General features: G+C 58.7%; 11 protein-coding genes and 1 rRNA gene. 3 read left to right on the top strand and 9 right to left on the bottom strand.

The features are described from left to right. Nucleotides 1-26: 26 nt before the first annotated feature. The 6 genes from AC1DRN_RS25695 to AC1DRN_RS25670 form a co-directional block, all read right to left on the bottom strand. Nucleotides 27-959 carry a D-2-hydroxyacid dehydrogenase gene (locus AC1DRN_RS25695; RefSeq protein ID WP_223461999.1) on the bottom strand — a complete coding sequence of 311 codons (933 nt, stop codon included), beginning with the start codon at nucleotides 957-959 and terminating at the stop codon, nucleotides 27-29. 119 nt (nucleotides 960-1,078) lie between these two features. Continuing rightward, the gene (locus tag AC1DRN_RS25690) at nucleotides 1,079-1,372 is read right to left on the bottom strand and encodes a YcgL domain-containing protein (RefSeq protein ID WP_223461997.1); all 294 of its coding nucleotides are present in this window, start codon (nucleotides 1,370-1,372) and stop codon (nucleotides 1,079-1,081) included. Beyond that, nucleotides 1,369-2,502: a ribonuclease D gene (gene rnd, locus AC1DRN_RS25685; RefSeq protein ID WP_223461994.1), complete on the bottom strand. Its 1,134-nt coding sequence runs from the start codon at nucleotides 2,500-2,502 to the stop codon at nucleotides 1,369-1,371. Before rnd ends, AC1DRN_RS25690 begins: the two co-directional genes overlap by 4 nt. A gap of 123 nt (nucleotides 2,503-2,625) precedes the next feature. Next, entirely contained in the window at nucleotides 2,626-3,276 is a 651-nt protein-coding gene (locus tag AC1DRN_RS25680; protein ID WP_477786838.1) for a class I SAM-dependent methyltransferase, read from the bottom strand. Nucleotides 3,277-3,348: 72 nt separating this feature from the next. Beyond that, nucleotides 3,349-4,998, bottom strand: coding sequence for a phosphoethanolamine transferase (locus AC1DRN_RS25675; protein ID WP_223461990.1), 1,650 nt, complete (start codon nucleotides 4,996-4,998; stop codon nucleotides 3,349-3,351). A gap of 189 nt (nucleotides 4,999-5,187) precedes the next feature. Then, on the bottom strand, nucleotides 5,188-6,570 hold the full coding sequence (locus tag AC1DRN_RS25670; RefSeq protein WP_223461988.1) for a glutamine synthetase family protein: 1,383 nt from the start codon (nucleotides 6,568-6,570) through the stop codon (nucleotides 5,188-5,190). Between the two features lie 472 nt (nucleotides 6,571-7,042). Between AC1DRN_RS25670 and AC1DRN_RS25665 the strand changes: the two genes are divergently transcribed. The 3 genes from AC1DRN_RS25665 (at nucleotide 7,043) to AC1DRN_RS25655 (ending at nucleotide 10,211) form a co-directional block, all read left to right on the top strand. Next, entirely contained in the window at nucleotides 7,043-8,227 is a 1,185-nt protein-coding gene (locus AC1DRN_RS25665) for a cyanate transporter (RefSeq protein ID WP_223461985.1), read from the top strand. 13 nt (nucleotides 8,228-8,240) lie between these two features. Then, on the top strand, nucleotides 8,241-9,158 hold the full coding sequence (locus AC1DRN_RS25660) for a DMT family transporter (protein WP_223461983.1): 918 nt from the start codon (nucleotides 8,241-8,243) through the stop codon (nucleotides 9,156-9,158). A gap of 114 nt (nucleotides 9,159-9,272) precedes the next feature. Further along, the gene (locus tag AC1DRN_RS25655) at nucleotides 9,273-10,211 is read left to right on the top strand and encodes a LysR family transcriptional regulator (RefSeq protein ID WP_223461981.1); all 939 of its coding nucleotides are present in this window, start codon (nucleotides 9,273-9,275) and stop codon (nucleotides 10,209-10,211) included. A 3-nt stretch (nucleotides 10,212-10,214) separates the two neighbouring features. Here the strand turns inward: AC1DRN_RS25655 and AC1DRN_RS25650 are convergent, their stop codons facing one another. From AC1DRN_RS25650 to rrf, 3 genes are all read right to left on the bottom strand, one after another. Continuing rightward, nucleotides 10,215-10,580, bottom strand: coding sequence for a 5-carboxymethyl-2-hydroxymuconate Delta-isomerase (locus tag AC1DRN_RS25650; protein WP_223461979.1), 366 nt, complete (start codon nucleotides 10,578-10,580; stop codon nucleotides 10,215-10,217). A 55-nt stretch (nucleotides 10,581-10,635) separates the two neighbouring features. Then, complete coding sequence (locus AC1DRN_RS25645; protein ID WP_223461977.1) at nucleotides 10,636-11,562, bottom strand: LysR substrate-binding domain-containing protein; 927 nt, start codon at nucleotides 11,560-11,562, stop codon at nucleotides 10,636-10,638. Nucleotides 11,563-11,776: 214 nt separating this feature from the next. Continuing rightward, a 5S ribosomal RNA gene (gene rrf, locus AC1DRN_RS25640) occupies nucleotides 11,777-11,892 on the bottom strand. Nucleotides 11,893-12,016 lie beyond the last annotated feature (124 nt).

Raw genomic sequence — 12,016 nt, 5'->3', positions numbered from 1 at the left:
ATGCTCCAGGCAAAATCAGCGGTGAATCAGTAACCGCGATCGAAATCCACTTCCCCGCGCAACGCCTCTCCCGCCTGATACGCCCGCAGGTTCTCGACAAACAGCTTCACCATCATCGACGGCGAAGTCGGTGCCGAACTGTGGCCGGTCAGCAGCAGGCCCCAGGCTGTCCAGAATGGATGACGCTGGGGTAACGGCTCCTGACGGCACACGTCGATCACCGCACCCGCCAGATGCCCTTCCTTCAAGGCCTCCACCAGATCCGCATCGACCACCGCCACACCGCGCCCGGCGTTGATGAACAATCCGGTCGGCTTGAATTGTTTGAACAGCGCTGCGTCGTAGATATCGTGGGTTTCCACGGTGTTCGGCAGCAGATTGACCACGTAATCGACTTCACCGACCAGCCGCGGCAGATCCGCCAGTGAACCGACTTCGATAAACGGGGCCTGTTCCCGCGCGCTGCTGGCAACGCCATACAACTCGACGCCGAACGGCACGAGGAACTGCGCGACACTTTGACCGATATCACCCGTGCCGACGATCAGCACCTTACGCCCCGCCAGGCTCTGGCCATGGCGGCTGTCCCATTTGCGCTCGACCTGGCTGACCAGTCGCGCCAGCACTTCACGTTCGTGACCGAGCATATACGTGAGCACGTACTCGGCCATGACCTGGCCGAAGATGCCGACGGCACGCGTCAGCCGATAGTGCCGCGGCAAGCCGTCGGCCAGCAGCGGCGTGATGCCGGCCCAGGTCGATTGCAGCCATTGAGGCTGATGGCCCTGGCGCAACAGGGTCGCCAGCAAATCAGGCTGGCCGAGCCACACCGGGCAATCGGCGGCCTGGCTGGCCAGTTCGGCGGAATCACCGCTGGTCAGCACCTCCAGGTCCGGTGCCGCCTCGCGCAACAGTTGGGCGTACACGGGGTGGTCGTGTTCAGCAATCAGGACGCGCATGCTTCAAACCTTTCAAAAACGGTGCAGACGGCCGCCGACAGAGCGGTGCTCCATCGACGCTGCCATCGCAAAAATCAATGAGTGTTTCGTAACCACTCTGAACAGAGTCTGTCTGCCGTTCACATCGGATCGTTGCGACGCAACAATTCTTCCGGCAGGTGCTCGATGTACTCGTCTTCGGCAGGCGGCATTTGCAGGTGATAACCCTGTTTGTCGAGATTTTCCAGCACGACCGTGATGTCCTCGCGCGACAGTTTGCGCTCGGGGCTCAGCACCAGGTCGAAAGCGTGGATGGCCTTGCCGAAGGCTGCCATCAGGGGCTCCGGCACGCGCTCCAGAGCGTCGCTCTTGAGCACATACAGGTACATTTCGTTTCTCTTCGAGCTGCGGTAGATGGAACAAATACGTTTCAAGGCTGTTCTCCGGCGGTGGCCAGGCTGTCGAGCAGCGCCTGGCCCATCAATTCGCGGCGCCAGCCACGCAGCGAATCAGGCAATTGGTAGGGACCATTGGGGAAGCCGCTCTTGAGCAGCGCTTCCAGGGTTTTCTTGCGCAGCATCAGTTCCGGCGCGATATTCAGGCGCTCGGCTTCGGCCTGGCCTATGGCCTTCATTTGTTTGAGCAGTGCAGCGGCATCCACCGGCAACGGCTCCGGCACGGCTGGCGGCCATTGATCAGGCGACACACTGCCAGAGCGCTTGATCAGATCTAGCAGAAACTGACCGTCCTGACGCACGGTACGCGGATGCATGTCTTCGATTTTCGCCAAGGCGCCGAGGTTGTCCGGTTGCGTGCGCGCCAGCGGCCACAGCGAATGCTCGCGGATAATCCGGTTACGCGGCAGGTCACGGACCCGGGCTTCCTTTTCGCGCCAGGCGCAGAGCTCACGCAAAACGGCGAGTTGGGCGCGGGACAGCTTCCAGGCCAGCTTGGCATCGCGATAGACCTCGTACGGATCGATCTCGCGGCGCAGGTTGGCCACCAGTTCGGCGCCGTCTTCCAGGACCCAGACGTATTTGTCGTCAGACAGCTTTGGACGCAGCTTTACGAAGACTTCAGCCAAATGCACGGCGTCTTCGGCGGCATAGCTGATCTGGGTTTCGGAAAGCGGGCGTTGCAGCCAGTCGGAACGGGTTTCACCCTTGGGCAGGTCGATGCCGAGCACTTCCTGCACCAGCCGCGAATAGCCCATGGAAAAACCGAGGTTCAGGTAAGCGGCAGCCAGTTGAGTATCGAACAGTGGAGCCGGCAGGCTGCCGGTCAGGCGCAGCAGGACTTCGAGGTCTTCGCTGCACGCGTGGACAACTTTGACCACCGCCGGGTTTTCCAGCAACGCGGCCAATGGTTGCCAATTATCGATGGTCAGCGGGTCGATCAGATAGGCGCGAACGCCATCACCGATCTGCAGCAGGCCGGCGATCGGGTAGAAGGTGTCGACCCGCATGAATTCGGTGTCGAGGGCAACGAATGGCAACTGTTGCCACTCGGCGCACAACCGTCCGAGGCTATCGTTGTCGCGAATCCAGTGAATATCGATGGCCACACGGCTCTCCCTTGAAGAATGGCGCGCAGTATATATCGCCCCCGGCGATTTCCGCGCATCCACTGAACAAGAGCGTTAGCGAAAATTACTGCGTGACATACAGAATAGTCCTACAAAGCCGGGCTAGCTGGTCTTACCCAACACGTAGACCCGCATCCGCGCACAACCCGGCAAAAAGTCTTGATGGCTGAGCAAACGGAACCCCGCCTGCCTGAACTCGCTTTCGACCTCGGCTTTGCTCGGCAACGGCCCTTCCACGCCTGAACGCGCGCCCTTGAATCGACCGTCGAGGCGCACCGCGACAATCACCGTATCGCGACTGACCCGGTAAAACTCGCCAAGCATCGCCAGGCGATGTTCCGGGTTGGTAAGGTACTGAAACAGTTGCATGCAAAAAATGCAGTCAACCGCATTCTCGGACAAGCCAATCGAGAACGCAGAGCTTTGAAAGGTCTTGACCCGCTTCAACAAACTCTGCGGGTGATGTGTGCGGGCATGATCGAGGATGTCCTGGGACGGATCCGTCGCGAGAATCACCCGATTGGCATGTTCGGCCAGCACCGACCAGAAACGCCCCACACCGCAGGCCACGTCGAGGATCAGCCCCGGCTCGCCGGCGACCTTGAGTGCCTTGCGCACCAGTCGCTCCTCACGCCAGAGCGCCAGACGCCCGGCCAGACCCGGCGCTTGCGGCTGAAGGCAGWCGCGCGCGTGCTCCTGGTCGTAGCGCCGGGCAATCTCAAGCTCGATGGCGGATGGAGGCTGAGCGGACATTTGCAATGGCTCTTGATGAAAGTTCTACAGGCCGCAAGTCGGCGACCGCCGTGTGAAACAAAACCGGAGCACTCAATCTTTGGCCAACACACCGTCGACCACTGGACCACGACATCCGGCAAACATGTCCAGATCCTGGTTGTAGACCTTGCTGTTGACTTCCAGCAGGCCAAGCATCGAATGGAACAGGTTGTCCTGGCTCAGGGGCTTTTCACGACTCTGCTGCAGGCAACGGGTATCTACCGCAAACGACTTTTTATAGCTGTCGGAGAACCACGCAAACATGGCTACATGCTTTTGCTGCTCGGGTGCCAGCATGTAAGGCGTGCCGTGGAGGAACAAGTTGTATTCACCCAGGGACTCGCCGTGGTCCGACAGATACAGCATCGCGGTATCCACTTTGTCCTGCTTACTGCGCAACAGATCGATCAAGGTCGACAGTACATGGTCGGTATATACCAGGGTGTTGTCGTAGCCGTTGACGATACTTTCACGACTGCAATTGTTCAGGGCATTACTCTCGCAAACCGGGGTGAAGCGTTCGAACTCTTTCGGATAACGCTTGAAGTACTCCGGACCGTGGCTGCCCATCTGGTGCAATACCAATACCGTGTCCTTGTCCAGGGTATCGATGAAATGCTGCAGCCCCTGCAGCAGGATTTCGTCACGGCATTCACTGTTTGCGCATAGCGCCGGATCTTTCAGATTGCTGACGTCTTCAATAGTGACGCGATCGCACGTACCTTTGCAGCCTGACTGGTTGTCACGCCAGATCACGTCGATACCTGCATGCTTGAGCACATCCAGCAGGCCTTCTTCGTTCTTTGCCTTGCTGGCGTTGTAGTCCTTGCGCCCCATATTGGAGAACATGCAAGGCACCGATACGGCGGTTTCAGTACCGCAGGAATGCACATCGGTGAAAGCGATCAGGCCGTCTTCCTTACTCAGTTTCGGCGTGGTGTCGCGGCTATAGCCAAGGATGCCGAAGTTCTCCGCCCGGGCACTTTCACCCACAACAAGAACCGTCAGGGATTTGCGCCCGTGAGTTTGCCAGGCCGGATTGCGCTGGGCATCTTCACCGATTTTGACAAAGGGTTGCCGTGCAGTCGCTACTTTCTCGCGCAAGAAACCAGCCGAGGCTCCAATGTAGTTGCTTGGCACCACCATCAGGCGCAACTCGTGGTGATTGCGAAACAGCGAAGACAGGCCTTGATAGTTAACCAGTGCAACACCGCCAATGACCGCTGCCGAGGAAAAAACCACCAGGACTTTACTCAGTAGTTCACGGTGCCAACGACGATAATCAATCGGCGTCTTCCACAACAGCCAAGTCGGTAACACGCCGAGCAGCACAATAAACACAAACAACTTTGGCGACAGTAAGTCGCGTACTTCCGTAGCATTGGTCTCAGCGAAGTTACGCAACATGCCGGTGTCGATCAGAACACCATACTGGCTCATGAAATACGCCACGCCCGCACTGATCATGAACAGCAGGGTCAGGACCGGCTTGAGCACCGGCCGGAATGCCAGCAGGGTCAGCACAATGTTGAAGGCCGCGAAGATCATCACCCCAAAGGCCACGCGCATGACGATGCCTTTGCCGTCGGATGCGGTGATTTCGAACAGGTGCTGCCAGAGTACAAAATTGAAGCCAACTAACAAAAATGCGCTGGCAATCAGTGTCACCCATTCGGGGCGCACGGCTTTAATCTTAAGCATGAGATTCGGCGGGTCCTGAAAAAAGTGTCTTCGGCAAATGTGAAAATTTCATTTACCGAGACAGCTCTAATTTTAGATAGCCAACCATCAATTTTTTGTGAAAAAGAAGCCAACAATTAGTTGGCTTATAAAACCAGCCTGATACTTCCAGACTATTTGAGAATGGTTCAGCTCCAGTACAGCTTCGACTCAAGCCTGATGCAAATACCAACGCCAGTCCTGCTCACCGACCTCCCCCATGAATTGGCGATATTCGGCGCGTTTCACCGCCAGGTAGACACCGAGGAATTCCCCGCCGAACGCTTCTTTGGCCCAACTCGAACCTTCCAGCGATCGCAAGGTGGTCAGCCAGTCTGTCGGCAACAGTCTCGCAGCCTGGGCGTAGCCGTTGCCTTCCACCGGCGCACCAGGGTCGAGTTGTTCGCGGATACCGCGATGAATACCGGCCAGAATCGCCGCAGCCGCCAGATAGGGGTTGGCGTCGGCGCCACAGATTCGGTGCTCGATGTGCCGGGAATACGCCGGCCCGCCCGGTACGCGCAAACTCACGGTGCGATTGTCCACACCCCAGGTGGCCGCCAGAGGCGCATAGCTGTTGGCCTGGAATCGACGGTAGGAGTTGGCGTTGGGGCAGAACAGCAACAGCGAATCGAGCAAGGTATCGAGCATACCTGCAACAGCCTGCTTGAGCAGTGGCGTTCCATCCGGAGCTTCACTGGCGAAAAGATTGTTGCCGTCCTTGTCCGCCAGGCTCACGTGCATGTGCATCCCGGTGCCGGCCAGGTCATCGAAAGGCTTGGCCATGAAGCAGGCGGTCATGCCGTGCTTGTGCGCCACCCCCTTGACCAGACGCTTGTAACGCACCGCTTCGTCCATTGCCTGTAATGCGTCGGTGCGGTGTTCGAGGGTGATTTCCACTTGCCCCGGCGCGTATTCGGAAATGGCCGTACGCGCCGGAATCCCCTGGAGCTTGCAGGCATTGTAGAGATCGGCCAGGAACGGCTCGATCTGTTCCAGTTCGCGCAACCCATAGACCTGAGTGCCGTAGGGACGCCCGCCATCGACATCCCGTGCCGGTTGTGGCCGGCCATTGCTGTCGCGTTGCTGATCCAGCAGGTAGAACTCCAGTTCCGCCGCCATGACCGGGTAATAACCGTCAGCCTGTAAACCTTCGATGACTTTCGCCAGCAAATGACGGGGATCGGCAATGGTGGCGGGCATGCCTTCCGTCGGGTGCATGCTGACCTGCACGGCTGCGGTCGGTATCAGACGCCACGGCATACGCGTGAGGCTGCCGCTGATCGGGTAGGCCCGGCAGTCGATATCCCCGACATCCCAGACCAGCCCGGAGTTCTCCACGTCATCGCCGTTGATGGTCAGGCCGAGGATGGTGCTCGGCAATGGCCGCCCGCTTTCATACACCGCCAGCAACTCGTCACGATGCAGCAGCTTGCCCCGCGGTACTCCGTTGTTGTCGAGGATGAACAGCTCGAACATTTCAATATCCGGGTTCTGCTCCAGAAAGGTCAGGGCTTCTTGCTTGGAGGCAAACGAGGTCGTGGCACTACTCATGGGAACTCTCTTTTTCCGTGTCAGGCGGGTACGCAAAAGCACCCGCACCTTAATCCCGCCATCAAGCGGAATATGTAGGAACAATCAGCGGAAAAAGCAGGAATCCGGCGGGCGCGCATGACGGCAATGCCACAGCGCCCAGAAGGCCAGTTCAGAAGGAAGTGCAGAGAGGTTTGGCGCGGTGGCGGGCGTGAATATACGAAGAAGGCTCGACGCTCGAGCGTCGGTGGACGCCTTGAGGTGGATTGCGACTGGCCAACCGCCCATAGAGAGAACCGCAGAAAACAGATGACCCGCAGCGTCACACGATGGGTTGAGTCGTTAAATCTGGATTTGAAGAACCTTGGATATCGTCTGGCTAAACATTTGCCTGCGACTTGTATTTAATTTCTAAATACTTCGCCGGATTTTCTGATTTGCCGCCTCCAGGCCTCGCGCGCCTAATCGGAACCCTACTGCTCAAGGTCCGATCATGGAAAACACCCGAGCCACCTCCCGCACTGCCCTCTGGTTCATGTTCAGCATTGTCCTGGTTGCCCTGAACCTGCGCCCTTCCATGGCCGCTGTCGGGCCTCTGCTCTCGGCGATTCGCGACGACATTGCACTGAGCTTCAGCCAGGCTTCGCTGCTGACCATGTTGCCGGTGACGGCGATGGGGCTGGCGATGTTCGTCGGCCTGCGCGTCAGCCAGCGACTCGGCGACCAGCGCACGGTGGTGTTCTCGTTGCTGATCATCGGTGTGGCCACGCTTTCGCGGTTGTTCCTTGATTCAGCCGCGGAGCTGCTTCTCAGCGCGATACTGGCAGGTATCGGGATAGCCCTGATCCAGGCCCTGATGCCAGCGCTGATCAAATCCCGCTTCAGCGACCATGTCGCCCTGTGCATGGGCCTCTACGTCACGTCGATCATGGGCGGTGCCGCCATGGGTGCTTCCTTTGCGCCACTGGTGATGGAACGTACCGACAGCTGGCGTATGGGCCTGGCGATCTGGGCCGTTCTCGCCGTGCTGGCATTGCTGTTCTGGGGAACCCAACAGGCGGAGATGCCGACTCGGGATTCAAAAGCCTCCAGTAATGGTTCGTTCTTCGCCAATTCCCGCGCGTGGTTACTCGCGATCTTCTTTGGCCTGGGTACTGCGTCCTACACCTGTGTGCTGGCCTGGCTGGCGCCGTACTACGTGGAAAAGGGCTGGAGCGAGCAGCACGCCGGATTGCTTCTCGGGTTTCTGACCGCCATGGAAGTGCTGTCGGGTCTGTTGACACCTGTCATCGCCAATCGCAGCCGCGACCGCCGTATCGTGCTGATGGCATTGCTTGCACTGATCATCGCCGGCTTCTGCGGATTGATTCTGAACCCACAACATTTGAGCCTGATGTGGCCATGCCTGCTGGGGCTGGGCATTGGCGGCCTGTTCCCGATGAGCCTGATCGTATCGCTGGATCACCTGGACAATCCCTTGCGCGCTGGTGGCCTGACCGCCTTCGTTCAAGGCATTGGCTACCTGATCGCCGGCCTGTCGCCGCTGCTGGCGGGGATAATCCGCGACCGGCTCGGCAGCTTTGAATGGGCCTGGTGGTCGCTGACAGCGGTCATGGCGCTGATGATGTTGATGGTTTTGCGCTTCAACCCAAGGCACTACACCCGCCACATCCATTGATCCGGAGCCTGCCATGAAAAACATCGGTTTCGCCGCCGCTCACGCCAGCATGCTGCTTTGGGCCTTGTTGATCGCCGCATCGTTTTCCGCAGCGGCGCAAGTCAGCCAGGCCATCGACCCGATCCTGCTGACCGGACTGCGCCTGCTGTTTTGTGCCTTGGTGTTTCTGCCGCTGTTGCTGCTAAAAGGCGATGCGATCATGACCGCTCGTGGGCTGCTCGGACACGCGGTGCTCGGCCTGCTGCTGGCGCTGTACTTCGGCTCGCTGTTCGAAGCATTGCGCTACACCTCGGCCGTCAACACCGGGACGATGTTCACGCTGGTGCCGCTGATGACCCTGGTTTTCGAGGCCGTGCTGACACCTGACGGTAACCTGAAACAACGGATTGTGCCGATGCTGCTCGCCGCTGCCGGGGCGGTTTTGCTGATCATGAAAGGCACCGGCCCCGGCGAGTTGCCATCGCTGTATGCATTGACCGTGTACGGCATCGGTTGCCTGGCAATGGCGCTATACGCTCCCCTCAGCCAACGCCTGAAAGCCAATAGCCTCAAGGGGCGCGGGCCGGTGCCAATGACGTTCTGGAACATGCTGTTCGGTGCGCTGTTTCTGCTGGCGTTCTGTGGCTTGAGTGGCGGTTGGCGCTCGGCATCATTACTGACGCTCAACGATTTCTATTGGCTGATGTACCTGGCGGTGTTCGCTACCCTGGCGACGTTCTGGCTGCTGCATCGGGCCATCGGCGTGATCGCGCCATCCTCGGTGATTTCCTACATCTACCTGAGCACGCTGTTCATCACCTTGTTTCATTGGCTATGGGGGCGCCAGATGCCCCTGCCGCTGGAGTTGGCCGGCGCAATGCTGGTGGGCATCGGCATGTTCGCGCTGTTGATGTCCAGCCGCCGCGCCGTGTCGGCGATGGTCCAGGGCTGACACGGGCTTGGGCGAAACGTCCTGCAAGGCATTCTCCCTGCTCGCTCATTCCGCTAGGATCTTTCGCTCATCCTTGCGCACGGTCAGTGCAAGGGACGCAGCGAGACGCAATGGATGCTGAACAGTAATTCGCTTAGAAAACTCGACATGCAGGACCTCATGGTGTTCGTCGCCGTGTACGAGCAAAACAGCGTCACCGGCGTATCCGAGACGCTCTGCGTCAGCCAGTCCACGGTAAGTTACTGCCTGAAAAAACTGCGCACCTGTTTCGGTGACGAACTGTTCATCAATACCCGCACCGGCGGCATGCAGCCCACCTGCAAGGCCGGCGCGATGTACCCTCACCTGCTTAAAATCCTCGAAAGTATCAACCTGTGTCACGCCGGCCCACCCACGTTCGACCCCGGCCTGAAACCCGTGACCTTCAACATCTGCGCACCGGAATATTTCGAACAGTTGATCCTGCCGCGCCTGCTGAAACGCTTCGACCTCGCCGATCTTCCAGTGATGGTCAATGTGTTCAAACTCGAAGCCGATATCCCTGCCGAAGCGTTGCGCGAAGGCAGCCTCGACCTGGTGATGTGCTTCGGCCCGCACTTTCATCGCAGTCACGTCGACTTCAAATCCCGGACGCTGCTCGAAGACGATCTGGTGTGTGTTTTCGACAAACGCGCCACGCCGGCGGAACAACGCTTGAGTCTGCAAACCTATGTCGACCGTCGACACGTGTTCCCGACACCCTGGACGTCCGCCACCAACATGGTCGACGGCTGGCTTGCGCAGCAAGGACAACAGCGCCAGATCGTCGCACGCGCCAACAGCTACAGCGCAGCGCTGAAGCTGATTGCCGGCACCGACTATGCCCTGACCCTGCCCCGGCGCATCCAGCGACTTCTGGCCAACACAGACACCTTCAATCACTGTGAAGCGCCCAAAGGCTTGCCGGGTTTCACCCTCGACATGCAGTGGAATCAGGGTGCTGATCAGGACAGCGCCAACACCTGGCTGCGAGAGCAGGTGATCCAGACCAGCATCGAGCAGGAAACGGCCTGATACTCAGTTGTTGATGGCGGTCTTGCTGTAGGAATCGCGATCGATGTCGAGAATTTCCACGCACAACTGGACCTCAACGCCACTCGGCCACTCACACAGGCCCTGAACCACCTCCAGCAGGCTTTCGGAGAGCTGTTTCTTGATCTGTGCGGAACGACCACTCAACAGCGCCAGCTTCACATGCACGAATGCCCGCTCAGCCAATGCCGTGCCAACCTTGAATGTCTCGACCATGACCGCGCGGCTCTTGATGTCAAATTCGGCAGAAAATTGACCGGAACCCACCAACGTATTGTTCAACCGCATCAATGCCACATCGGCATTCAAGTCAGTCAGGTTGGCGGTGTATTCCATGTGCAGGTGAGGCATGAGTTGGTTCCTGTAAGGGGGGGGACGGATCGAACATATAACACAACGCCGCTGTTCATTCGGGCAGCGGCAAAACGGCACGCTCACTCATGAACGCCTCCAGACGCGAGCGCAACCAACGCTCGGCGGGGTCGGCGTCAACATGACTGAGCCAGACCATGGACAGGTCCAGGGTGGGTGTCTGGATTGGAAAGGGTTCCTTGAACAGCACTCCCGAGGCAGCCATCGCCTCGGCGGTGTAGTCCGGCAGGCTGGCAATCAGGTCCGTCCCGGCGAGCAGCGCTGGCAGCGAGCTGTATTGCGGTACAGAGAGCACCACATGGCGCGTGCGGCCGATGTCTGCCAGCCATTCGTCGGCATAGCCACTGACGTTGGCGGTATGGGACACCAGCACGTGCGGTCGCGCGCAATATTCATCGAGGGTCAGCGGTGTGTCGCAGGCATCGGCGCGCAATATGCTGGGCTGGATGTGTCGCAGCAACTTGCGCTTGGCATTGGCCGGCAAGCCACGGGTCTGGCTGATCCCCACCGTGATATCACCAGACGCCAGCAAGTCGGGAATCCGCCAGTAATCGACATGCTGCACCACAAACACCACGTTGGGCGCTTCCTGGCGCAAGACTCGCAGTAATGGCGGCAACAGACCAAACTCGACATCGTCAGACAGACCGATGCGGAACGTCATCGTACTGCTGGCCGGATCGAAGTCATGGGTCAGACTCAAGGCCACGGACAAGGAGTCCAGCGCCGGCGACAGATGCTTGATGATCTCCTCTGCCCGCGCTGTCGGCTCCATGCGATGGCCGACGCGTATGAACAGCGGATCATTGAACATCGCACGCAAGCGGTTGAGCGCCGAACTGATGGTCGGTTGGCCGAGAAACAGCTTCTCCGCCACCCGAGTGACATTGCGCTCGAGCATCAGCGTTTCGAATACCACCATCAGGTTGATATCCGCCTTGCGTAGTTCGTTGCGATTCATCCACTGCCCCCGATGTCCAAATCTGCTGACAGTTTAGGTAGCTGGTGCGACTGCCGTCTATCCGACTCAGTCAGCACGCAGGTCTCGCCTCACAATGAGGCCCGCATGATAGCCACGCACCGAGCGATTGCATAGAAATCCAGTAGCCGTGGCTTTCCTGCGGACAAAAACGAAACCCCTACCTGCGTGCGCAGATAGGGGTTTCGGAATTTAATCTTGACGATGACCTACTCTCACATGGGGAAACCCCACACTACCATCGGCGATGCATCGTTTCACTGCTGAGTTCGGGATGGGATCAGGTGGTTCCAATGCTCTATGGTCGTCAAGAAATTCGGGTACTGAACCGTTTTTCAACGTTTCAGCAAATTGGGTATGTGACAGCTTTCGGTGTTTTGTGAGCGTCGAACTTTCGGTTCATTGCGTCTTCACACACCGCAATCTGATGCTCTTT

Source organism: Pseudomonas sp. P5_B3, from assembly GCF_056400405.1.
The sequence above is the reverse complement of the archived record's forward strand: the minus strand, read 5'-3'. Positions and strand labels throughout refer to the sequence as shown.

Coding starts and splice junctions, on each gene's coding strand:
- AC1DRN_RS25695 (WP_223461999.1), bottom strand. CDS start 959: ATGCGCGTCCTGATTGCTGAACACGACCACCCCGTGTACGCCCAACTG.
- AC1DRN_RS25645 (WP_223461977.1), bottom strand. CDS start 11,562: ATGAATCGCAACGAACTACGCAAGGCGGATATCAACCTGATGGTGGTA.
- AC1DRN_RS25655 (WP_223461981.1), top strand. CDS start 9,273: ATGCTGAACAGTAATTCGCTTAGAAAACTCGACATGCAGGACCTCATG.
- AC1DRN_RS25650 (WP_223461979.1), bottom strand. CDS start 10,580: ATGCCTCACCTGCACATGGAATACACCGCCAACCTGACTGACTTGAAT.
- AC1DRN_RS25665 (WP_223461985.1), top strand. CDS start 7,043: ATGGAAAACACCCGAGCCACCTCCCGCACTGCCCTCTGGTTCATGTTC.
- AC1DRN_RS25660 (WP_223461983.1), top strand. CDS start 8,241: ATGAAAAACATCGGTTTCGCCGCCGCTCACGCCAGCATGCTGCTTTGG.
- AC1DRN_RS25675 (WP_223461990.1), bottom strand. CDS start 4,998: ATGCTTAAGATTAAAGCCGTGCGCCCCGAATGGGTGACACTGATTGCC.
- AC1DRN_RS25670 (WP_223461988.1), bottom strand. CDS start 6,570: ATGAGTAGTGCCACGACCTCGTTTGCCTCCAAGCAAGAAGCCCTGACC.